The 21,615-nt window shown below is 54.4% G+C and carries 21 protein-coding genes; 16 read left to right on the top strand and 5 right to left on the bottom strand.

Features of this window, described 5'->3' with window-relative positions:
• The first annotated feature begins 23 nt into the window (after positions 1 to 23).
• Both fliE and yedD read left to right on the top strand, forming a co-directional pair.
• Positions 24 to 338 carry a flagellar hook-basal body complex protein FliE gene (fliE, locus tag IM290_RS14935; protein WP_003859612.1) on the top strand — a complete coding sequence of 105 codons (315 nt, stop codon included), beginning with the start codon at positions 24 to 26 and terminating at the stop codon, positions 336 to 338.
• A gap of 75 nt (positions 339 to 413) precedes the next feature.
• A complete protein-coding gene (gene yedD, locus IM290_RS14930) occupies positions 414 to 827 on the top strand; it encodes a lipoprotein YedD (RefSeq protein ID WP_003859613.1) in 414 nt (137 codons plus the stop codon).
• 103 nt (positions 828 to 930) lie between these two features.
• On the opposite strand, the gene amyA is transcribed toward yedD, so the two are convergent.
• From amyA to fliD, 4 genes are all read right to left on the bottom strand, one after another.
• Positions 931 to 2,418 (bottom strand): alpha-amylase, encoded by a 1,488-nt coding sequence (gene amyA, locus IM290_RS14925; protein WP_193041498.1) that lies wholly within the window; start codon positions 2,416 to 2,418, stop codon positions 931 to 933.
• Between the two features lie 64 nt (positions 2,419 to 2,482).
• Positions 2,483 to 2,845, bottom strand: a complete 363-nt coding sequence (gene fliT, locus IM290_RS14920; RefSeq protein WP_193041499.1) for a flagella biosynthesis regulatory protein FliT — start codon at positions 2,843 to 2,845, stop codon at positions 2,483 to 2,485.
• 5 nt (positions 2,846 to 2,850) lie between these two features.
• Positions 2,851 to 3,255, bottom strand: a complete 405-nt coding sequence (gene fliS / locus IM290_RS14915; RefSeq protein ID WP_148418143.1) for a flagellar export chaperone FliS — start codon at positions 3,253 to 3,255, stop codon at positions 2,851 to 2,853.
• Between the two features lie 13 nt (positions 3,256 to 3,268).
• Positions 3,269 to 4,687: a flagellar filament capping protein FliD gene (gene fliD, locus IM290_RS14910; protein WP_193041500.1), complete on the bottom strand. Its 1,419-nt coding sequence runs from the start codon at positions 4,685 to 4,687 to the stop codon at positions 3,269 to 3,271.
• 310 nt (positions 4,688 to 4,997) lie between these two features.
• Between fliD and IM290_RS14905 the strand changes: the two genes are divergently transcribed.
• The 14 genes from IM290_RS14905 to sdiA all read left to right on the top strand — a co-directional run bounded on the left by IM290_RS14905 (position 4,998) and on the right by sdiA (position 21,268).
• Positions 4,998 to 5,834, top strand: coding sequence for a flagellin (locus tag IM290_RS14905; RefSeq protein ID WP_047652381.1), 837 nt, complete (start codon positions 4,998 to 5,000; stop codon positions 5,832 to 5,834).
• A gap of 203 nt (positions 5,835 to 6,037) precedes the next feature.
• Positions 6,038 to 7,432, top strand: a complete 1,395-nt coding sequence (locus IM290_RS14900) for a hypothetical protein (protein WP_193041501.1) — start codon at positions 6,038 to 6,040, stop codon at positions 7,430 to 7,432.
• A gap of 34 nt (positions 7,433 to 7,466) precedes the next feature.
• Positions 7,467 to 10,817 (top strand): methyltransferase domain-containing protein, encoded by a 3,351-nt coding sequence (locus IM290_RS14895; protein WP_370532102.1) that lies wholly within the window; start codon positions 7,467 to 7,469, stop codon positions 10,815 to 10,817.
• Between the two features lie 65 nt (positions 10,818 to 10,882).
• Positions 10,883 to 12,043, top strand: a complete 1,161-nt coding sequence (locus tag IM290_RS14890) for a DegT/DnrJ/EryC1/StrS aminotransferase family protein (RefSeq protein WP_148418139.1) — start codon at positions 10,883 to 10,885, stop codon at positions 12,041 to 12,043.
• A 2-nt stretch (positions 12,044 to 12,045) separates the two neighbouring features.
• On the top strand, positions 12,046 to 13,206 hold the full coding sequence (locus IM290_RS14885; protein ID WP_370532101.1) for an acetyl-CoA carboxylase biotin carboxylase subunit family protein: 1,161 nt from the start codon (positions 12,046 to 12,048) through the stop codon (positions 13,204 to 13,206).
• 10 nt (positions 13,207 to 13,216) lie between these two features.
• Positions 13,217 to 14,332 carry a Gfo/Idh/MocA family protein gene (locus IM290_RS14880; RefSeq protein WP_148418137.1) on the top strand — a complete coding sequence of 372 codons (1,116 nt, stop codon included), beginning with the start codon at positions 13,217 to 13,219 and terminating at the stop codon, positions 14,330 to 14,332.
• A 22-nt stretch (positions 14,333 to 14,354) separates the two neighbouring features.
• Entirely contained in the window at positions 14,355 to 15,479 is a 1,125-nt protein-coding gene (locus IM290_RS14875) for an FkbM family methyltransferase (RefSeq protein WP_193041503.1), read from the top strand.
• A gap of 101 nt (positions 15,480 to 15,580) precedes the next feature.
• Positions 15,581 to 16,300 carry an RNA polymerase sigma factor FliA gene (locus tag IM290_RS14870; RefSeq protein WP_003859623.1) on the top strand — a complete coding sequence of 240 codons (720 nt, stop codon included), beginning with the start codon at positions 15,581 to 15,583 and terminating at the stop codon, positions 16,298 to 16,300.
• 54 nt (positions 16,301 to 16,354) lie between these two features.
• Positions 16,355 to 16,906 carry a flagella biosynthesis regulatory protein FliZ gene (gene fliZ, locus IM290_RS14865; RefSeq protein WP_015570235.1) on the top strand — a complete coding sequence of 184 codons (552 nt, stop codon included), beginning with the start codon at positions 16,355 to 16,357 and terminating at the stop codon, positions 16,904 to 16,906.
• An 86-nt stretch (positions 16,907 to 16,992) separates the two neighbouring features.
• Positions 16,993 to 17,793, top strand: coding sequence for a cystine ABC transporter substrate-binding protein (gene tcyJ / locus IM290_RS14860; protein WP_003859627.1), 801 nt, complete (start codon positions 16,993 to 16,995; stop codon positions 17,791 to 17,793).
• 103 nt (positions 17,794 to 17,896) lie between these two features.
• The gene (gene dcyD, locus IM290_RS14855) at positions 17,897 to 18,883 is read left to right on the top strand and encodes a D-cysteine desulfhydrase (protein ID WP_017693220.1); all 987 of its coding nucleotides are present in this window, start codon (positions 17,897 to 17,899) and stop codon (positions 18,881 to 18,883) included.
• Between the two features lie 21 nt (positions 18,884 to 18,904).
• Entirely contained in the window at positions 18,905 to 19,573 is a 669-nt protein-coding gene (gene tcyL, locus IM290_RS14850; protein ID WP_003859632.1) for a cystine ABC transporter permease, read from the top strand.
• The gene (tcyN, locus tag IM290_RS14845) at positions 19,570 to 20,322 is read left to right on the top strand and encodes an L-cystine ABC transporter ATP-binding protein TcyN (RefSeq protein ID WP_003859634.1); all 753 of its coding nucleotides are present in this window, start codon (positions 19,570 to 19,572) and stop codon (positions 20,320 to 20,322) included. Before tcyL ends, tcyN begins: the two co-directional genes overlap by 4 nt.
• 223 nt (positions 20,323 to 20,545) lie before the next feature.
• A complete protein-coding gene (gene sdiA, locus IM290_RS14840; RefSeq protein ID WP_017384479.1) occupies positions 20,546 to 21,268 on the top strand; it encodes a transcriptional regulator SdiA in 723 nt (240 codons plus the stop codon).
• 64 nt (positions 21,269 to 21,332) lie between these two features.
• Here the strand turns inward: sdiA and IM290_RS14835 are convergent, their stop codons facing one another.
• A complete protein-coding gene (locus tag IM290_RS14835; RefSeq protein WP_003859644.1) occupies positions 21,333 to 21,557 on the bottom strand; it encodes a DUF2594 family protein in 225 nt (74 codons plus the stop codon).
• Positions 21,558 to 21,615: the final 58 nt, after the last annotated feature.

Here is a 21,615-nt window from a genome sequence, read left to right as displayed (position 1 = left end):
AAAAAACCATCCAGGGGAGAGTCATGGCTATACAGGGCATTGAAGGGGTACTCAGTCAGTTACAGGCAACGGCGATGACCGCCCGTAATCAGAGCGTGGCTGACCAGCCGCCGGGCGTTAGCTTCGCCGGTCAACTGCATGCGGCGCTGGACCGGATCAGCGACAAGCAAAACGCGGCCCGTACCCAGGCTGAGAGATTTACCCTTGGCGAACCCGGCGTGGCGCTCAACGATGTGATGGCCGATCTGCAAAAAGCGTCGGTGTCATTGCAGATGGGGTTGCAGGTGCGTAACAAGCTGGTGTCGGCATACCAGGAAGTGATGGGGATGCAGGTTTAATCAATACCTATCTTACGCTGGCAGCCTGATGGCTTTAATGCCACAATATTTTTTTCTTCGCATGCAGGAAAGATGATGAAAAAAGTAGCAATTGTGGCTGCGATGCTGACGTTAGCGGGATGTGTTCAGGTAGATAACTATCAGGAAGTGATTAAGCACCCGGTACCTTCGCAACTGGCAGGTTACTGGCAGTCGAAAGGGCCGCAGAGCGCGATGGTGAGCCCGGAAGCGATCGCCACGCTGGTGGTGACGCCAGAGGGGGATACGCTGGATTGCCGTCAGTGGCAGCGCGTTATCGCGGTGCCGGGTAAGATCATGCTGCGTTCAGATGATTATTATAACGTGACGCGTAAGCTGGATGTCTATCCGCTGGAGCGTGATGGGGCGGCGCTGGAGTATGACGGTATGGAACTGTACAAGGTTGACCGTCCAACGGTGGAATGCGCAGATTACCTGAGCAAGAATCCGCTGGAGAGTAAGCTTCCGTAGCGGTAAAAGCAAAACGGCAATCATATTGCCGTTTTTTAGGGTTTGCTCCCTCTCCCGGTGGGAGAGGGTCGGGGTGAGGGCATCAGACCGCACTGTTCCAGCACTACAGCGCGTCCTCAATCACCCAGACGCTGACGCTTCCCCCGTTACAGAAGAACGTCCCTTCGCCATCTGCCGCCGTGGTCACGGTTTCCTCGCGGTTGCCTAAAAAATCACGCCAGGTCTTATTGCCGTAATTCTCCCCGAGGCAGATGGTCTTCTCGCCGTCATCACCATTCGACAGCACCACCACACAGCCCGGGTGCTCCTCAGTCCCGCTGCGGCTGAACGCAATGCAGTTTGGATGATCGAAAAACAGCGTCTGCACGCCGTGGGCAAAACGCTGCCGGGCGAGGATCAGCTCGTGGAGCTGTTCAATCACCGGCATATCGATGTGATACGTCTCGCCATCCCCGCCGGTGTCGTCATAGCTGGCGCTAAAAAGATCCGGGTAGAATACGCTCGGCACGCCGTTTTCACGCAGCAGGATGAGCGCGTAGGCCAGCGGTTTGAACCAGGCTTCAACCGGGGCTTCCAGCGCCTGCAAGGGTTGGGTATCGTGGTTGGCTACCAGCGTCACGGCATGGAACGGATCGGCTTCCACCAGCGTACCGGTGAAAATCTGGCTCATATCGTAGTCGCGTCCCTGGCGTGAGGCTTCGTGAAATTTCATTTGCAGTGGCGCATCAAACAGCATGGTTTTACCGTCCACCTGATTGATGTAGTGCTGCAATTTATCCACTTCGTGAGACCAGTATTCCGCCACGATAAACAGCGGCTGTGGGGCCACCTCCTGGACGTGCTCAATCCACTCTTTGTAGAACCAGGCCGGGATGTGTTTTACCGCGTCCAGGCGGAAGCCGTCGCAGTGGGTTTGCTCCATCACCCAGCGCGCCCAGTATTTGATCTCCTCCGTCACCGCATGGTTGCGAAAATCGATATTTTCACCCATCAGGTAATCGAAATTGCCCATCTCGTCGTCGACCTGATCGTTCCAGCCTTCGCCGGTGTAGTCGTTCACGATTTTGAAGATACCGTCCTCATTGGGGTTTTCAATGTGGTCGATACCGCTGAAGCATTTGTAATCCCAGATGAACTGCGAATACTGCCCGGCCCGAACGGGGAAGGTGTAGCGCGTCCAGGCTTCGCATTCGATGATCTCATCGCTGATTTGGGTGCGATCCTGAGCATCCACGCGCTGCACGCGGACGGGTTCCTTTTCATCGGCCCCCATTTTATGGTTGACCACCACGTCCAGAAGCACCGCAATCTGGTTGCTTTTTAAGGCGTTGATGGCCTCCAGCAGCTGGGCTTTATCGCCGTATTTGGTGGCGACGCTGCCTTTCTGGTCAAACTCACCGAGGTCGAAAAGGTCATAAGAGTCATACCCGACGGAATAGCCGCCGGATGCCCCCTTATATGCCGGCGGTAACCAGACCATATTGATGCCGATTTCGTTCAGGTTGGGGGCTAATGCCGTGACTTCTCGCCACAGTTCACCGCCAGCAGGGTAATACCAGTGAAAACATTGTAACAGGGTGGGGTTTTTCATCGTCCGTGCTCCAGAAGCCGTTTGGCTGACTTCTGGAGTATGGATCAAGAATCGCTAACGTGTATTAGTGATTCATCTCTCCGGGAAATAATATGTTGCCCGAAAGCCTGCCGTAGGTGACGTTGACGTTTTTTTGCTTATTGGTTTGGGCAATAAGACCGCTCAGCTCGCTCATTCTTTCCTGAAGCAACTCTTTAAGAATGAGTTCATTCTGAAGCACCTGATTCAGGATGACCATCGCCTGGTCCTGAATGTACTTGCTGTCAGGCGGAAAAGGGGTCGTGCTGATCTCTTCAACCAGCGAAACGTAGGCAACCTCCCGATCGATTAGCTCATCCCATTTCCCGGATTGAGCAAGGCCTAGCATGGTATTGCTAAGCGCATAAAGAGCATGCCACTTTTTTAGGGATAAGCTGGAGTCTTTCATTACAGTTAATCCTGCTTGGGAGAATAACCCGGGCCGATTTGCTTCCAGGCGTCGGAAATATTGAGCAGAAGAGCCTCGACCTCGGTAATAGCCTCAATGTCATTGCGCAGGTTTGCATGTAACAGACGGCGTACCATATAGTCATAAAGCGCAGAAAGGTTGTGGGGAAGTTCTCCCCCCACATCCATATTTAACCCTGCCTTCAGGCCATTTTCGATAATATTAATGGCCTTAGACAGGGCCTCGCCCTTAGCGGGAATATCCCCTTGCTCAAGGAAAAGGCGCGCCCGTATAAGCGCGCTATGGATACCGTCGAATAACATGACAACCAACTGGTGCGGGCTGGCACTCAAGACAGCAGATTCAAGACCTACCTGCTGATAGGCTTGTACACCAGATTTGCTATACATATCGGTTCCTTTCTTACTTACTGCTGAACTGTTGGTTCAAATAAGTGGCCGTACTGTTGAATTTGGTGACCAGCTTATCCAAATCGTTAAACTGCTTTTTATAGCGCGCCATCGTGGCTTCGATGGACAGCTCCATCGCGTCGTAACGTTTACCGATGGACTTAAGCGTGGCGTTGATACCGTCCTTCGCATTCTGAATAACGCCCTCTTTACCGACAGAGGTGCTCAGCATATCGGTCAGCTTGTTATTCATCTGCGTGGCGAAACCGGTCGTTTTGCCGTCACCCACATAATAGGCCTGCACGCCAGCAGGATCTTCCGTGAGGATTTTGGTTAATTTTTTATCATCGATCTTCAGGTTGCCAATTGCGCCATCTGCACCTTTAACCGGGTCCTGCGTAATACCAAGCTGCGCCATGATGGCATAAGAGCCGCTCTGCACATTGGTCAATAAAGCACGCAGATCGGATTGTACTCCGCGGATAGTACTGTCACCCATGAGTACGCCGTTGTTCGACGACTGGGCGGTTGCACCCACCGCAGGCGGCTCATACTTGGTCAGCGAGGCAATGGTGGACTGCAGCGCGTTGTAGGCAGTAACCCATTCCGTAATGGCTTTTTTGTTATCGTCTGTCGAGCGCGCTACCGTCAGGGTTTCATCTGCCGTGCTCGGCGCTTTCAGGGTTAACGTAACCCCGGGCAGGGCGTCAGTGATGGTATTGCTCTGGCGAACAATTTGGATACCGTTCACGTTAACGACGGCATTCTGCGACTTCACCTGCTCGTTAAGCGCGCCGCTGCCGATGACGGCATTCAGCGTATCGTCCCCGGTTACCGTTACGGTCATATCGGAATCGGTACCCGTGGTTTTGGAGGTCAGCATCAGGCGATAGTCGCCGTCGTCGGCCTTCACCACGCTTGCCGATACGCCGCCGTTGGCCGCGTTAATGGCTTTCGCAATCCCGTTCAGCGACGTGTCGCCATCGGCAAGCGTAACCGTCAGCGGCTTGCTGTCGGCTCCGGCCTGGGTGATGGTAATGGTTCGGCTGTTGGAACCGGTTGTGCCGCCTAACTGCTTTGTATTGCTGTCAATGGTGCCGGGCGCGGTCGTCAGAACCTGGCCTTTCGCAATCTTGCTGACGTTTACGGTGACATCGCCAACGTTGGCGCTGGAGGTACTGACCGCCGAGAACGCGGTGTTGGTGCTGCTAATTGACGTGGAGTTCCAGGTATCCGTTTTTGCCAGCTTGGCAGCTGCGGTTTGCAGGGTCGTCAGGGCGCTTTGCAGTTTGCCGTAACCGGTAATTTGCGCGTCGTAAGTCGTTTTCTGTTTGGCAATGGCCGTTAATTTTGTCTCTTCTGCAGCCTGGAGCTTATCGTACAGATCCTGCAGGCCGGGCATGCCCACCCCGAGATTACTGATTGTCGCCATGTAATATTCCTTCTCAATGGATGTTTCAGTCGTTTATCGGCCAGGCTGGCAAAAAGTTTACGGCGAGCCAAAAAAATTTATCGCTTAAAAAGCGTGCATACAGGCAGCATCAGGCATCGTCATTTTGCATGCTTAAATTAGTGCTGGCGCCGGTTTAATGTAAATAAAACCTTATAAAACAATGAATTAAATATTTTCTTCGATATTTTCTAAAGTCTGCTGCCAGGGCGTCGATAACCTTGTTGACGGTGAGAGACGCCGTGAGTGTTAGGCACCGACCCTAGAAACCATTTTTGAAGGAATTAAAATTATGGCAGTTATCAATACTAACCTGTTGTCCCTGACCACTCAGAACAACCTGAACAAATCTCAGTCTTCTCTGGGCACCGCTATCGAGCGTCTGTCTTCCGGTCTGCGTATCAACAGCTCTAAAGATGACGCTGCTGGTCAGGCGATTGCCAACCGTATGAATTCTCAGATCAAAGGGATGACTCAGGCTGCACGTAACGCTAACGACGGTATCTCTCTGGTTCAGACCGCTGAAGGTAACCTGAACGAGATCAACTCCAACTTACAGCGTATCCGTGAGCTGGCTGTTCAGGCTGCGAACGATACTAACGGCACCACTGACTACACCTCAATCAGCACTGAAATCACTCAGCGGCTGGGTGAAATCGACCGTATCGCTGGCGCTGCTAACTTCAACGGCAAAAAACTGCTGGACGGTAGCCAGACTGCTTCCCTGAACATCCAGGTTGGCGCGGGTACTGGCGCTACTGATAGCATCGCTATCACCACTGGCGCACTGATCAATGCTAAAGCAACCAGCCTCGACACTGGCCTGACCGGTACTATCACCGACAACAGCACTGCTAAAGCGTTCATCACCGCCGCAGACAACGCTATCTCTAAAATTGATACCGCTCGTTCAAACATGGGTGCGATTCAGAACCGTTTCGAATCTACCATCAACAACCTGAACAACTCTATCACTAACCTGTCTGCTGCTCAGTCCCGTATCCAGGACGCTGACTACGCAACTGAAGTTTCTAACATGTCTCGCGCGCAGATCCTGCAGCAGGCTGGTACTTCCGTGCTGTCTCAGGCAAACCAGGTTCCACAGGCGATGCTGTCCCTGCTGCGTTAATAGCCGCAAAATATGTAAAAAAGGTTGCTGGAAACAGCAGCCTTTTTTTTCACTATTTATCCTTAAAAATACCCGCGCGTAATCTGCAAAATAAGGCTGCATTTAGCAGCGTTTTCCCGCCATCACCCCCCGTAGCGCAGTGGTACTCTGCCTAAAATCTCTTTTTCCGGTCGTCTGACGACAGTTTACCGATGAGTTATAAGATGAGTGAATTCGCACGTAGCCGGGCTATGCGTCAGTTTTATCGGGATGTCTTTACCCGGTTTATCGATCTCCCGGAAGCCGACGTTATGCCCGCAAACATCGCGGCGGAAATCTTCAGTTTTAAGAGCGCCAATATTACCGCCCTCGAGCCGACGATCCGTGCGGCAGAAACGGGGCTGGAGGCGGAAAAAGATGCGGCCTTAAAAAATATGCTGTGCGCGATCGTGCTGGCCAACGGCGCGCTGAATGACGCCCGCACTGGCGAAGGAGAGGTATTATCCGCAGACCAGCGCGCCCGGCTTACCGAATATATCGTCTCGGCCCTAAAAGCCGACAGCAATAGTAATTATCTTGTCGCCGCCATTCAGCTGTTATTCCGGGTGAACGAAATCAGTTCAGCGCTATTTTTGATAAACAATAATCTTTCGCTGGTAAGCAGCTCGGCTCCGGTACTGAAAATCCTGCTGCTGATCTGTTTAATGGAAAACGACTTCAACCAGGCGATGGTGGTGATCCAGGCGCTGACCGCGGATGCGTCGTTGATTGGCGAAGATCCCATGGCCCTGCTGATGATCGCCTGTGGGATCTACAGGCTCGGGGGCATTCCGGATTCTTACATCGATTTCCGATCGCTGAACGCAAGTGAAGGCGTGGTGAAGGCGGGAGCCTTTGAAAACTGGATTGAAAAAAACTCAGCCAGTAAAACGACGGTGTTGTTAACCTGCGATAGCGAGGAGTATTTCGAACACGCCGTACCGATGCTGTACTCCCTGTATGACACCAACCGCGACGTGCTGGATGTTCACCTGCATCTTTTTAACGGTAGCGATGCGGTTAAAGCAAGCCTGACGGCGCTTCGGGAACAGCTTCCTGAACTTAACCTCTCTGCCAGCCATGAAAAAATAGCCAGTAACGCGGACGCGTCGGTAGTCAGCGCTGCCCGTCGTATCGTTTTCCTGCGCCATGCACTGGCGACCTTCAATACGCCCGTTATTGCCATAAACACGAATGTGCTGGTGCGCAAGCCCTGGACGGAGCCCGACGCGCCGCTGCTGCTGTTACAGACCGAAGCCGCTCCTTTCTGGGAGGAGGTCTTTGCCGGTTTCATCTACGCCAGACCCGGCGGCGTCGCGCAGCGCTATCTCGACCGGGTGGCGCACTTTATCGACGATAACCTCGCCAGCGGCAACTACGCGCCGGGCCTGGAGCAGGTCGCACTCTTTTCCTGTCTGGACTGCCTGTCGCCAGAGGACCATCGCGCCATCACGCGAGCCGAGCGTCGCGTAATGCTGGACAGCGAGGCGGGTGAAGAGGCGTTCAGCTGGGTGACGATAAAGGAAGAAGGGCCATGTCAGGCCTATAAATCGGCGCTCATCCGCCAGTACCAGCGCTGAACCTGGCCTGTAATAACGAGAATCTGGAATAAACGTGACGACACTGTATCCCTACTATCGGGTTAGCCCTGAGTCCCTCCATGCCTCTGCGCGGCTTAATCACCTGGCTGCGCCGCTGCCCGCGTTTGCCCGCGTCCTTGAGATGGGCTGCGGATCGGCAACGCGCCTGATAATGCATGCCTGGGCGTATCCCGAGAGTATCGCCATTGGCGTGGATATTGATGAAGAGGCTATCCAGAAAGGGCAGCAGCATGCCGCAGAATTAGGATGTCAGAACGTTGAGCTCTTTGCCGCGGGGTTAGGGGATTTACTGGCTGCCGATCCCGGCGAGTTTGATTACATCATTATTCACCAGACCTTTGCTTTTCTGGGGAAAAGCGAGCGGGAAGCCTTGCTGAAGTGGTGTCACGCGCATTTATCGGCCAGCGGCGTTATCGCCATAAAATGGTCCGTACTGCCCGGCAGTTCTGCGCGCCTGACGCTGGGAGAAGCGTTACGGTTTCATCTTGAACGAGCAGAAGAGGGAAGCGACCTGCTGGCATCCGCCCGCGCCATGCTCAGCTTTATGCTGTTAACGCTGGAGGAGGGCCCGCTCAGGAATGAAGTCCGGCTTGCTGAAGAAATGGACGACAACGCGCTGGTTCTGGCCTACTTAAGCCCGACCGACGGAGCCTGTACGCTTGCTGACTTCAGCGCGCAGGCCGAACAGATGGGCTTGCAGTATCTGGGTGACGTACTGCCGCAGTCGGAGCTGGGAGGCTACTATAACCCGACAACGGCACGGCTGCTGGAGGCCGTCAGCGACGGTGCCAGCAGAACGATGGCACAGCAGTATCTTGACTACGCCGTGCAGCGAGAAGAACGCTTCACCCTGCTTTGTCATCTGAACGCGATCTCGCCTCCTGCCGAACCGGATCTTGACCAGCTAAAAAACCTGCACTGGGCCGGCAGCTTTGTGCCGGTGGACGTGGATCCCGCAAAAGCGCCGCACGAATTCAGAAATAATAACGGCCGAATCATTCGTACCGACAACGCCATTATTATCCGCATCATGGAACTGCTGGGTAACGCCTGGCCGATGTCCTTAAGCTTCGAACAGCTGGTGCTTAACTGCCGTGCCCCTGAAACTCAGGAGGATTACCAGCAGACGGTATGGGAAGCCCTGAAAACGCTGTTTATGACCTGCGCTGATGGCTTCTTCTGGAGCGCCGCCCCCAGCGCATACAACGCCGCGCGGCATGATGAGCTGGTGCCGGTGGGGCGACTGCCCTCCGGGCGTCCTGCAGAGAATATCCCCCTCATGAACCTGTGGGGAGAGTGGGTCTCATTGACTCCCGACGAGTGGCATTACCTGCGGTTTGATATGAACAGGGCAGGGCAGGCGAACTGGGAACACTACTCGGCGCTGAAGGTTAAAGGGTTGCTTACGGGCTCGCCGGAGGCCTGGAAAAAACAGCTCCAGCGTTTCCTGCGAGCGGGCATGCTCGACGTGCTGAAATCGCAACTTTCTCTGCTGTTGTTATTGAGCGTCGAGTGGGCGCAGGGCGGAATGCTGCTGAAAGGCAATGCCGAACCCGAATTAGCCGATCCGGCCGTCGATGCGATTTACGAGCGGGCGAACGGCCTTATTCAAAAAGGGCGCTCCAAAGAGGCGCGGGAATACGCCCGCGAATTAATGGAGAAAAACCCCGACAATATTCACGTGCTTCGCTGCTACTCAAAAACGTGCGTATTGACCTCGGCCTGGGACGAGGCTCTGGCCTCGCTCTGCAGGCTGATGGGATATTATTTCTCCAGCCTTGATATCTATTACGATCTTGCCACGGTGCTCCAGCGTAAGCGTGAATTTTACGGATCCCGGCAGATCGTCCGCACCTTACTTCGCCTCAACAATAAGAATATTGACTACTGGCTCAGCCTGGCGTCGCTGCATCATGCGTATGGCGATATGTCGCTGGCAGAAAAATGCTGCAGGGAAATTATGCGCTTCCAGCACCCTGGCCCCAGCTCGCTTGGTCTTACCGGCATCGTCCTGAGTGACAATCATAAAATGGCCGAGGCGCGCTATTTCATGGAAAAGGCCGTCGAGCTCAGTAACTACAATTTTGGTTACTTCAGCAATTTACTCTTCGTGATGAGTCACGACGCCAGCGTGAAGGCGGATGAACTGCTGGAAAGGCATCTGGAATTTGGTCGTCGCGCTTCAGCCTGGGCTAAGGAGAGCGGGGTTAAGCTTGCGCTCGGCAATTCCCGGGAGCCTCAGCGCAGGCTCCGGCTCGGCTTTGTTTCCGGTGATTTGCGCAAGCACCCCGTGGCCAATTTCCTGCTGCCTTACTGGGACGCCATCAATCGTGAACAATATGATTTGGTTGCCTATAACACCCTTTTCCTCGAGGAGGATGACGTTTACTGCCACCTTCGCGAGAGCGCTACCCTGTGGCGCCAGGTGGATGCCATCAGCGATATCGAGCTGGCGAAGCTGATAGCGGAAGACGAAATCGATATTCTGTTCGATTTATCGGGCCATACCGCCTACAACCGGCTACCGGTCTTCGCCCTGCGTCCGGCCCCGATCCAGATAACCTGGATAGGCTATCCCGGCACGACCGGTATGAAGGAGATGGATTATATTCTGCTTTCATCGAGCCTGGCGCAGTCGCCGGCGCTTGAAGAACAGCTGGTGGAAAACGCGATGTTCGTCGCAACGCGTAAGAGCTTCCAGCCCCATCCGCGAAGCCCGGACATTAACCCATTGCCCGCGCTTCGCAACGGCTATATTACGTTTGCCAGCTTTAACCGTTCTAAAAAAATAAACGACCAGGTTCTGGACGCATGGGCCGCTATTTTACAGGGCTATCCTGAGGGGCGCTTGTTGATAGGTAACATGACCGACGCCGAAATGATCGCGGCCATGACAAAACGTCTCAGGCAGCGTGGTATTTCTCAGGACCGGCTGCTTTTCAGAGGGCTGGTCGAACTGGACGAGTACCTGGCCCTGCATCATGAAATTGATATTTTGCTCGATGCATTCCCCTACAGCGGCGGAACGACCACGCATCACGGGGCGTGGATGGGCGTGCCGACATTGACGATGAATGGCCCAACCATACCTTGCCAGCAGGGCGTCGATATTATGCGTTCTTACGGGCTGGAGCAGTTTATTGCGGCAGATGAAGCCGATTATATTTCCATGGCCACCGGCTGGAGTAAACGTATTCCCGAGCTGGCTGAAATACGTCAGGGGATGCGGGAGCGGATCCCGGTCGACCATGTACCCGATTTTAACGTTGCTGAAAACTTTGAACGGGCGCTGCGCGAAGCGTGGGGGATCTATTGCCGTGGAGAAAAACCGCATGCCTTCCTCATTGCTGAAGAGCGCGCATAAATGAACATCGCTAATAACGCAGGCCGTCTGGAAAAAATTTGCCGGTATCAATACCGAGGTACGCTATGAGTGAAATTTACGTAACCAGTCCTTTTTTGCCTCCTCTGGAAGAGTTTATCCCCTATCTGGAGCAAATATGGCAAAACAAGACCCTGACGAACGGCGGGCCTTTTCACCAGCAGCTTGAAGAAGCGCTGGCGGAATATCTTGGCGTAAAGCACCTGTCGCTGTTTGCTAACGGTACGCTGGCCTTGCTGACGGCGTTTCAGGCACTGCGTCTGAGCGGCGAGGTGATCACCACGCCTTATTCCTTTGTTGCAACCTCGCATAGCCTGCTGTGGAATGGCTTAACGCCCGTCTTCGCTGATATCGATCCCCGAACCTATAATATTAATCCGGATCGTATCGAAGAATTAATTACGCCGCATACCACGGCAATTTTACCTGTCCACTGTTACGGTATTCCTTGCGACATCGATAAAATCCAGAAAATTGCGGACGTTTACGGTTTGCGGGTTATTTATGATGCCGCACACGCCTTTAACGTGCGTAAAAATGATGTCAGTATTTTAAACCACGGCGATTTATCGATACTCAGCTTCCATGCCACCAAAGTCTTTAATACCTTTGAGGGCGGGGCGATTATATCCCAGGATCTGAAAACCAAGCAGCGCATCGACTATCTCAAGAATTTTGGCTTTGCTGGTGAAACCCGCATCGTGGCCCCGGGGATTAACGCCAAAATGAATGAAGTGGAAGCCGCGTTTGGCCTGCTTCAGCTTAAGCATATCGATAAAGCCCTGGAGGAGCGCAAGGCGCTCCATCAACGCTATTGCGACCTCCTGGAGGGGCTGGAAGGATTAACGTTCGTCGACGTGCCAGACGATGTGAGCTGGAATCACGCCTATTTTCCGGTGCTCATTGAGCCGGAATTTGGCAGAAGCCGCGACGAAGTCTATGCGCTATTCAAGGCAGATAATATTCTGACGCGCCGCTATTTCTATCCGCTGATCAGCTCCTTTGCCATGTACAGAGGTTTCCCAACCTCGGCGGAAGAGCATCTGCCTGTGGCGAACGCTATCGCCGACAAGGTGCTGTGCCTGCCTGTTTATCCGGGATTAACGTCACAGGATCAGGATCGGGTGGTGAATGCCCTGAAGCGCGCCGCGCTGCCCGGGCGGTTACCGTCTGACGAGTCAACAATACTCACGGCGCTGGCGGTATGACGATGACGCGTACTGCCATGATCCTTGACGCGGGCTTTGCCTCACTGCCCTTGCAGCAGGCCATTAAGGCGGCGGGTTTTCGCACGCTCGCCTGTAGCGGAAAAGCCCAGGACGCGGGGATGAAATATGCTGACGCGGCCTGCGTGCAAAATTATGCCGACAGCGACGCCGTGCTGGCGATTGCCCGTACTGAAAACATTACCGCGCTTTCCCCGGGCGTAACCGACGTCTCTTACCTATCTGGCTGTCGGGTCGCGCAGGCGCTGGGCCTTCCAGGCTTCGACGAGCCCGACGTCAGCGATCTTCTCTTTCTTAAGGACCGTTTCAGGAAATGGGCCAGCGCCCGGGGATACCCTATCCCGCAGGCCGCCGGCAGCCTTCATGAGGCGCGCGCTATGGCGTTTCCGCTGCTGGTTAAACCCGTTGATGCCTACAGCGGAAAGGGGATTTCACTGATTCATCAGCCGTCAGAGCTGGATGAGGCGGTAAATATCGCCCGTGCGGCATCGGCAGGAGGGGAGTGCGTCATTGAAATGTTCTGCCAGGGGGCCCTGTACAGCCACTCCGCCTTTATCCGCGGTGGGCAAATCGTCTGCGAATTTTTTGTCGATGAGTACTGCACGGTCTACCCGTGGCAGGTGAATAGCAGCTGCCTGAGCGTCAACCTCAGCGAGCCGATGCGCGACCGCATCAGCGAGTGCATGCAGGCCATCGTCAGTGATTTGAATCTGGTAGACGGTTTGTTGCATACCCAGCTTATCGCTGACGAAGAGGCATTTTGGCTGATTGAGGTTACCCGCCGCTGCCCCGGCGATCTCTACTCGAAGCTGATTGAGTTCTCAACGGGCATAGATTATTGCCGCGAATTTGTCGCCCCCTTTATCGGTGAGCAGAGCGCGTTTGCGCACCGGCGACCGGCGCGCCAGCGCTACATTGCGCGCCATACGGTCTCCAGCGAACGGCAAAGCCGTTTCTTCGGCTTTAGCTACGCCTTGCTGCCGGCCACGGTCATGCAGGCTGTCCCGCTTAAACAGCCGGGCGATGAACTCGGGCCTGCCCCCGGGGATCGCGCCGGGCTGGTATTTGCGGAGTTTACCGAACTTACTGCCATGGCGCGCCACACGCCGCAGCTAAAAAACTATTTCTCTTTTACTACGTTGTAAGGACCGGATTATGAACAGGCCGCTGTCACTCGGATTTATCGGCGGTGGGATCAATTCCGCCATCGGCTTGACCCACAAAATCGCCAGCCAAATGGATGGACATTTCCAGCTCACGGCGGGCTGCTTTAGCCGCGATGTGTCCCTGAACCAGCAGACGGGGCGGGCCTGGGGGCTTAACGACGAGTCCATCTACACCAGCGCGGTTACCCTGCTGGAAGAACAGCACGCGCGGCTGGATGCCGTGGTTATCCTGACGCCTACGCCGGCCCACCGTGAAATTATCATGGCCGCTCTGGAGTACGGGCTGCCGGTTATCAGTGAAAAAGCGTTGGTTGCCAGCGCGGGCGACGCGCGGGATATCGCCCGGCGCGTGGCGGACATGAAAGGGCAACTGTACGTCACCTATAACTACACCGGTTATCCCATGGTTCGCGAACTGCGCGAGCGCCTGCTCAACGGCGAGCTGGGCAAAATTCAGCACGTCATGGTCGAAATGCCGCAGGAAGGGTTTATTCGCAGCCGTGAGGATGGCAGCGTGCCGCAGCCTCAGGAATGGCGACGCGTTGACGGGGACATTCCCACCGTTTCGCTCGACCTTGGTGTCCATGTTCACCAGCTGGTGGAGTTTCTGACGGACAGGCAAGCCGAAGATGTCTATGCGATCAACAGCACCTTTGCGCGCGTATCGGACGTTGTCGATACGGTGAACCTGGTGTCCCGCTATGGCGACGATATGGTTTGCAACTACTGGTATGGCAAAGCGGCGCTCGGTTACCGCAACGGCCTGCGCATCCGCATCTATGGATCGCTGGGCAGCGCGGAGTGGCTGCAGATGGAACCCGAATATCTCCGTCTTGCCGATGAACACGGCAACGTGCGGCTTATCGACCGCACGGCGGGAGATAACAGGGTGGCTAATCAGCCGCGCTATTGTCGTTTTAAGGCAGGGCATCCCGCCGGCTTTATTGAGGCGTTTGCTAACTATTACGCCGACATCGCCGCCAGCTTACGCGGTGAGCCTACAGGATACAGCCTCAGCTGCGATACCGCCGTTCGCGGCCTGGAGTTTCTCGAAAAAGCGCAGCAGAGCGCGGTGACGTCTGCGAAAGTCGATTTGCATCGTTAACAAAGGTTTAGCTGAGGACCACATGACATTACTGGAACAAATACAGGGCTACGATAATCACTTCGTTGAAAGCATCCGCGCTATGCATGCCAGCGGTCTTCCGCTGGTGCTGTACGGCGCAGGCTGCCTCGGGCAGATGACCGCGGAATTTATGTTCCGGGAAAATATGCCTCTCGATAAGGTGGCATTAAACCGACAGTACCTGACCGAGGGCATGACCTTCCACGGCCTGCCGGTGGTGCCGATTGAAGATCTCATTGAACAGCCCGGCGAATTTAACTGTATCGTGGCGCTACAGTACGTAAGCGAAGCGTTGCAGTACGAATTACGTCGCGGTGGTGCCAACGTGCTGGTATACGATCCCGCGTTTATCGGCGTCAGCACCCGTCTATGGTATACCCCGTCGTTTTGCGCCGGGCATAGCGACGTCCTCGAAGAGGTCTATGCAGTCCTGGCAGACGAACGCTCAAGAGAAACGCTGGTCGCATTCCTGAAGCAGCGTCTGAGCGCAACGCGTGGCTATTACCAGACGATCTACGAGCCAGCTCACTATTTCCCTGCCGATGTTCTCCGTCTACAGGATAACGAAGTCTTCATCGATTGCGGTGCCTACAATGGCGACAGCATCGGCGCGTTTATGCAGGAAGTGGAGCGCCAGCAGGTCGCGATGCCGGAAAAAATTGTCGGTTTCGAACCGGATGCCGGTAATTATGCTCAGCTTTGTGACAATACGCGTCGGTGGCCATTCTGCCAGCCGGTGCAAAAAGGGGTGTGGGATAATAAAATCGTTCTCTCTTTTCAGTCGGGAAATGCCCTCTCTTCACGCCTTGTGGAGCAAAGCAGCAATACCGTCACCATTGAGCTGGACAGCATCGATAATATCCTCCAGGGCAGTAAAGCCACATTTATAAAAATGGATGTCGAAGGGGCGGAGCTTAAAGCACTGGAGGGCGCCGCTGAGACTATTCGGACCTGGCAGCCGCTGCTGGCAATTAGCCTTTATCATAAACCGGAAGATCTGCTGACTATTCCGCAATATATTCAGTCACTCAGCGCAGATTACGCCTTTTATCTTCGCGGCCACCATCCGGAACTGGCTTTTGAACTGGTTTTATATGCTGTGCCAGCGTCGAGGATTATAAAGTAATAGGCAAATAACCCCCCATTTCACCCATTATTCATCCAATTGATTACCCTCCAGAATCGGATAATCATGCCGATAACTCAACTAACGCAGGGCTGTTTATCGTGAATTCACTCTATACCGCTGAAGGTGTAATGGATAAACACTCGCTGTGGCAGCGTTATGTTCCGCTGGTGCGTCACGAAGCATTGCGCCTCCAGGTGCGTTTGCCGGCGAGCGTGGAACTGGACGATCTGCTACAGGCGGGCGGTATCGGGTTATTGAATGCAGTTGACCGGTACGACGCTCTGCAAGGAACGGCATTTACGACTTACGCAGTGCAGCGTATTCGTGGTGCGATGCTGGACGAGCTGCGCAGCCGCGACTGGGTGCCGCGCAGCGTTCGCCGCAACGCGCGCGAAGTGGCGCATGCGATGGGGCAGCTGGAACAGGAGCTGGGGCGCAACGCGACGGAAACCGAAGTAGCGGAGCGTCTGGGCATTCCTGTTGAAGAGTATCGCCAGATGTTGCTCGATACCAATAACAGCCAACTCTTCTCTTATGATGAGTGGCGCGAAGAGCATGGCGATAGCATCGAGCTGGTGACCGATGAACACCAGCAAGAAAACCCGTTACACCATTTACTGGAAGGGAATTTACGCCAGCGCGTGATGGAAGCGATTGAAGCTTTACCGGAACGTGAGCAACTGGTGTTAACCCTCTATTACCAGGAAGAGCTCAATCTCAAAGAGATTGGCGCCGTGCTGGAGGTGGGCGAGTCACGGGTGAGCCAGCTGCACAGCCAGGCCATTAAACGCCTGCGCACAAAACTGGGTAAGTTATAGGTGAGTCATTCGCCTTGGAAATGCCGCACAACGTATTGACAACCAGGAGTTATCATGACGGTGCAGCAATCTAAAAGACGGCCTTTAAGCCGCTACCTGAAAGACTTTAAACACAGCCAGACGCATTGCGCCCACTGTAAAAAATTACTCGACCGCATCACGCTGGTTCGTCGCGGTGAAATCGTGAACAAGATTGCGATTTCCCGCCTCGACACGCTGATGGATGAAGCCGCCTGGCTTGAAGAGCAAAAAGAGTGGGTAGCGCTTTGCCGTTTCTGTGGCGATCTCCATTGCAAAGAGCAAAGCGACTTCTTCGATATTATCGGCTTCAAGCAATTCCTGTTTGAACAAACGGAGATGAGTCACGGCACCGTGCGTGAATACGTGGTTCGCCTGCGCCGCCTGGGTCAGCATTTGACCATGCAAAATATCTCCCGCGATCTGCTGACGACCGGATACCTGGATGAAAATCTGGAACCCTGGTTGCCCGCCACCAGTACCAATAATTACCGCATCGCGCTGCGAAAGTACGCGCAATATAAAGTCCAGATGCCGGGCGTCATAAAGCAGAAAGTCCGCGCCGGAACAACTTCTGATATATATTAAAAAAGAATAAGATGTAGCGCAGCCGCCTTTGACGTTGCAGGCGATTTCTCTACACTACTCAAAAATTCCACTGTATCGGGGTACTTATGAAATTAGCACTTCTGGGTCGTCAGGCGCTGATGGGGATGATGGCCGTTGCGCTGGTCGCGGGGATGAGCGTGAAAACGTTCGCGGCAGAGAATCTGCTCAACAAAGTTAAAGAGCGCGGCACGCTGCTGGTTGGGCTGGAAGGAACCTATCCTCCGTTCAGCTTCCAGGGCGACGACGGTAAACTGACCGGTTTTGAAGTGGAGTTTGCGCAGGAGCTGGCAAAACACCTCGGCGTTAAAGCCTCCCTGAAACCCACCAAATGGGACGGGATGCTGGCGTCACTGGATTCCAAACGTATTGACGTGGTGATTAACCAGGTAACCATTTCTGACGAGCGTAAGAAGAAGTATGACTTCTCCACGCCGTACACCGTGTCCGGTATTCAGGCGCTGGTGAAGAAAGGTAACGAAGGCAGCATCAAATCCGCAGCGGATCTGAAAGGTAAGAAAGTCGGCGTCGGTCTGGGCACCAACTACGAAGAGTGGCTGCGCCAGAACGTGCAGGGCGTGGACATCCGTACCTACGATGATGACCCGACGAAATACCAGGATCTACGCGTAGGCCGTATTGACGCCATTCTGGTGGACCGCCTGGCAGCGCTGGATCTGGTGAAGAAAACCAACAATACCCTGGCTGTCGCGGGTGATGCGTTCTCCCGTCAGGAGTCCGGCGTGGCGGTGCGTAAAGGTAACGAGGATCTGCTGAAAGCCATCGACGGCGCCATTGCTGAGATGCAGAAAGACGGCAGCCTGAAGGCGCTTTCTGAGAAGTGGTTCGGCGCAGACGTGACGAAATAAGTCTCTGACTGACAAAAAAAGGCGCTTTTAAAAGCGCCTTTTTTATTTCTCGCGCGTCTGCGTGCATAATGAAATAACAATTGTTTGCGTGACCGGAGGAACCATGTCACTACAGAATTTAACGCGCTTTCCTCGTCTGGAATTTATCGGCGCACCCACGCCGCTGGAGTATCTGCCGCGATTTTCTGACTATCTGGGGCGCGATATATTCATTAAGCGTGACGATGTGACGCCCATGGCGATGGGCGGAAATAAGCTGCGCAAGCTGGAATTTCTCGCCGCCGATGCCCTGCGCGAAGGCGCGGACACGCTGATCACCGCCGGGGCAATTCAGTCTAACCACGTTCGCCAGACGGCGGCAGTGGCGGCGAAGCTGGGACTCCACTGCGTTGCCCTGCTGGAGAACCCGATCGGGACGCAGGCAGAGAATTACCTGACTAACGGTAACCGTTTGCTGCTGGATCTGTTCAACGTGCAGGTTGAAATGGTCGACGCGTTGACCGACCCGGCTGCACAGCTCGACGAGCTGGCGACGCGTCTGGAAGCGCAGGGTTTTCGTCCGTACGTGATCCCGGTTGGCGGCTCGAATGCGCTGGGTGCCCTCGGCTATGTTGAGAGCGCGCTGGAAATCGCTCAGCAGTGCGAAGGCGCGGTGAGTTTATCCTCGGTGGTGGTGGCGTCCGGCAGTGCGGGGACCCATGCTGGTTTAGCGGTCGGGCTTGAGCAACTGATGCCGGAGGTCGAGCTGATTGGCGTGACGGTTTCCAGAAGCGTTGCGGACCAGAAGCCGAAAGTCGTCACCCTGCAACAGGCGGTGGCTGAACAGCTTGCGCTTCAGGCGAAGGCGGAAATACTGCTGTGGGATGACTATTTCGCGCCGGGCTATGGCACCCCCAATGATGAAGGGATGGAGGCGGTTAAGCTGCTGGCCCGTCTCGAAGGTATTCTGCTCGACCCGGTCTATACCGGCAAGGCAATGGCGGGCCTGATCGACGGCATCGCCCGCAAGCGCTTTAAGGATGAAGGACCCATTTTGTTTGTTCATACTGGCGGGGCGCCTGCGCTGTTTGCCTATCATCCTCATGTCTAAAAATCAGGTAGAAAAATAATAATGCAAGAAAGTATTCAACTGGTTATTGATTCGCTGCCGTTCTTGCTTAAGGGCGCGGTGTTTACTTTACAGCTCAGTATCGGCGGGATGTTCTTCGGGCTGGTGCTCGGGTTTGTGCTGGCACTGATGCGCATGTCGAACATCTGGCCGGTGCGGTGGCTGGCGCGGTTTTACATCTCCGTGTTCCGCGGAACGCCGCTTATCGCCCAGCTGTTTATGATTTACTACGGGCTGCCACAGTTCGGTATCGAGCTGGATCCGATCCCGGCGGCGATGATTGGCCTGTCGCTGAATACGGCGGCGTACACCTCTGAAACGCTGCGTGCGGCGATCTCGTCCATCGATAAAGGACAGTGGGAAGCGGCTGCCAGTATCGGGATGACCCCGTGGCAGACGCTGCGCCGGGCGATCCTGCCCCAGGCGGCGCGCGTGGCGTTACCGCCGCTGAGCAACAGCTTTATCAGCCTCGTGAAAGACACCTCGCTTGCGGCGACCATTCAGGTGCCGGAGCTGTTCCGTCAGGCGCAGCTGATCACCTCGCGCACGCTGGAAGTGTTTACCATGTATCTGGCGGCCTCGCTGATTTACTGGGTGATGGCGACGGTGCTGTCCGCTCTGCAAAACTATTTTGAAAACCAGCTTAACCGCCAGGAGCGTGATCCAAAATGAGTGCAATTGACGTTAAAAACCTGGTGAAAAAATTCCATGGACAAACGGTGCTGCATGGCATTGATCTTGAGGTTGAGCAGGGCGAAGTGGTAGCAATTATTGGCCCGAGCGGGTCAGGCAAAACCACGCTGCTGCGCAGCATCAATTTACTGGAGCAGCCCGAAGGCGGGACGATCCGCGTGGGTGATATCACCATTGATACCGGGAAACCCATCAGCCAGCAAAAAGGGCTGATTCGCCGCCTGCGCCAGCATGTCGGCTTCGTGTTCCAGAGCTTTAATCTCTTTCCGCACCGCACGGTGCTGGAAAACATTATTGAAGGGCCGGTCATCGTCAAGGGGGAACCTAAGGAAGACGCGACGGTCCGCGCCCGCGAGCTGCTGGCGAAGGTTGGGCTGGCAGGGAAGGAGACGAGCTATCCGCGTCGCTTATCTGGCGGGCAGCAGCAGCGTGTCGCCATTGCGCGCGCGCTGGCGATGCGCCCGGATGTGATCCTGTTTGACGAACCCACGTCCGCGCTCGATCCTGAGCTGGTCGGGGAAGTACTGAACACGATCCGACAGCTGGCGCAGGAGAAACGCACGATGGTGATTGTGACGCATGAAATGAGCTTCGCTCGCGACGTTGCCGATCGGGCTATTTTCATGGATCAGGGGAGAATAGTTGAGCAGGGGCCGGCTAAAGCGCTGTTTGCCAATCCGCAGCAGCCCCGTACCCGTCAGTTCCTTGAAAAATTCTTAATGCAGTAGCATTTTAGCGTTCAATTTGCTCCAGATGCCGCTTCTGGAGCAAATTATCCTCCCTTAAACTCCGTTCTGTTGCTTTTTTATTCCGCCTGATGTGGATAAGCCATCGCCAAATTAAAGATAATCTGCCTGTGGCCGATATTTTATATAAATAATCATGCTTTATGTGTTAGGTTATATTCACCATAATAATGATTATCTTTATCAGAGGCTTCATTCAGTAAGTATGAGGGATATAGACTTTTTCACCTGGCGACGGGAATGCTTCCTCCGGTTTCAGGAAATGACCTGTGCCGAAGAGGTATATCAGGAACTTCAGCGACAAACGCAGGCGCTTGAATTCGATTATTATGCGCTTTGTGTTCGACACCCTGTGCCATTTACCCGCCCGCGAACCTCCGTCCATTCCAGTTATCCGCAACAATGGATGGCGCAATATCAGTCCGAGAATTATTTCGCCATTGACCCGGTGCTGAAGCCGGAGAATTTCATTCAGGGACATTTGCCCTGGACGGATGAATTATTCACGGATGCCCAGCAATTATGGGACGGCGCGCGGGACCACGGTTTACGCAAGGGAATAACGCAGTGTCTGATGATGCCAAATCATGCGCTCGGTTTCCTCTCCGTGTCATGTACCAGCTTACAGGCACACTCGATATCCAGTGAAGAAGTTGAGCTGCGTTTACAAATGCTCGTCCAGATGGCGCTCACTACACTGTTGCGCTTTGAACATGAGACGGTGATGCCGCCTGAAATGAAATTCAGCAAGCGTGAGCGGGAAATTCTGAAGTGGACCGCAGAAGGGAAGACGTCGGCAGAAATCGCCATCATTCTCTCCATCTCGGAAAATACCGTCAATTTCCATCAAAAGAATATGCAGAAGAAATTCAACGCACCGAATAAGATCCAGATAGCGTGTTATGCCGCGGCGACGGGGCTTATCTGACTGATATCACGTTCTGCGTGTCAGACGAGAAGACGGCTGAATGCTTTGCATCCAGCCGTTTTTGTTACTGGCGGTAGGCTTGTTTAATTTGCTTAACCGTATTGGCAAAAACAGCGGATTCCGCCTGGTCTTCCATCTGCGCGATCTGTTTTTCCATTTTAATGATCACACGACCAGCATCAGCCTGGCCCATCGCCTGTAGCATAAGCGTCAGCAGCGACTTCAGGCAGTTTACTTCCTGTGCCAGTTCCTGGTTATTCTCGGCAGTGGCAAATTCAGGTGTGCTCATTTATTTTCCTCATTATAAAACAGCGCATGAGCGCGACGATGAAAGTTAAGGCGGCGGA

Origin of the sequence: Enterobacter cloacae complex sp. S1 (assembly GCF_014930525.1) — a bacterium.
GTDB classification, from domain to species: Bacteria; Pseudomonadota; Gammaproteobacteria; order Enterobacterales; family Enterobacteriaceae; genus Enterobacter; species Enterobacter hormaechei_C.
The sequence above is the reverse complement of the archived record's forward strand: the minus strand, read 5'-3'. Positions and strand labels throughout refer to the sequence as shown.

Bases quoted from the DNA above. Each gene is read 5' to 3' on its own strand.
- fliE (WP_003859612.1), top strand. From the start codon at position 24: ATGGCTATACAGGGCATTGAAGGGGTACTCAGTCAGTTACAGGCAACG.
- yedD (WP_003859613.1), top strand. From the start codon at position 414: ATGAAAAAAGTAGCAATTGTGGCTGCGATGCTGACGTTAGCGGGATGT.
- amyA (WP_193041498.1), bottom strand. From the start codon at position 2,418: ATGAAAAACCCCACCCTGTTACAATGTTTTCACTGGTATTACCCTGCT.
- fliT (WP_193041499.1), bottom strand. From the start codon at position 2,845: ATGAAAGACTCCAGCTTATCCCTAAAAAAGTGGCATGCTCTTTATGCG.
- fliS (WP_148418143.1), bottom strand. From the start codon at position 3,255: ATGTATAGCAAATCTGGTGTACAAGCCTATCAGCAGGTAGGTCTTGAA.
- fliD (WP_193041500.1), bottom strand. From the start codon at position 4,687: ATGGCGACAATCAGTAATCTCGGGGTGGGCATGCCCGGCCTGCAGGAT.
- IM290_RS14905 (WP_047652381.1), top strand. From the start codon at position 4,998: ATGGCAGTTATCAATACTAACCTGTTGTCCCTGACCACTCAGAACAAC.
- IM290_RS14900 (WP_193041501.1), top strand. From the start codon at position 6,038: ATGAGTGAATTCGCACGTAGCCGGGCTATGCGTCAGTTTTATCGGGAT.
- IM290_RS14890 (WP_148418139.1), top strand. From the start codon at position 10,883: ATGAGTGAAATTTACGTAACCAGTCCTTTTTTGCCTCCTCTGGAAGAG.
- IM290_RS14885 (WP_370532101.1), top strand. From the start codon at position 12,046: ATGACGCGTACTGCCATGATCCTTGACGCGGGCTTTGCCTCACTGCCC.
- IM290_RS14880 (WP_148418137.1), top strand. From the start codon at position 13,217: ATGAACAGGCCGCTGTCACTCGGATTTATCGGCGGTGGGATCAATTCC.
- IM290_RS14875 (WP_193041503.1), top strand. From the start codon at position 14,355: ATGACATTACTGGAACAAATACAGGGCTACGATAATCACTTCGTTGAA.
- fliZ (WP_015570235.1), top strand. From the start codon at position 16,355: ATGACGGTGCAGCAATCTAAAAGACGGCCTTTAAGCCGCTACCTGAAA.
- tcyJ (WP_003859627.1), top strand. From the start codon at position 16,993: ATGAAATTAGCACTTCTGGGTCGTCAGGCGCTGATGGGGATGATGGCC.
- dcyD (WP_017693220.1), top strand. From the start codon at position 17,897: ATGTCACTACAGAATTTAACGCGCTTTCCTCGTCTGGAATTTATCGGC.
- tcyL (WP_003859632.1), top strand. From the start codon at position 18,905: ATGCAAGAAAGTATTCAACTGGTTATTGATTCGCTGCCGTTCTTGCTT.
- tcyN (WP_003859634.1), top strand. From the start codon at position 19,570: ATGAGTGCAATTGACGTTAAAAACCTGGTGAAAAAATTCCATGGACAA.
- sdiA (WP_017384479.1), top strand. From the start codon at position 20,546: ATGAGGGATATAGACTTTTTCACCTGGCGACGGGAATGCTTCCTCCGG.
- IM290_RS14835 (WP_003859644.1), bottom strand. From the start codon at position 21,557: ATGAGCACACCTGAATTTGCCACTGCCGAGAATAACCAGGAACTGGCA.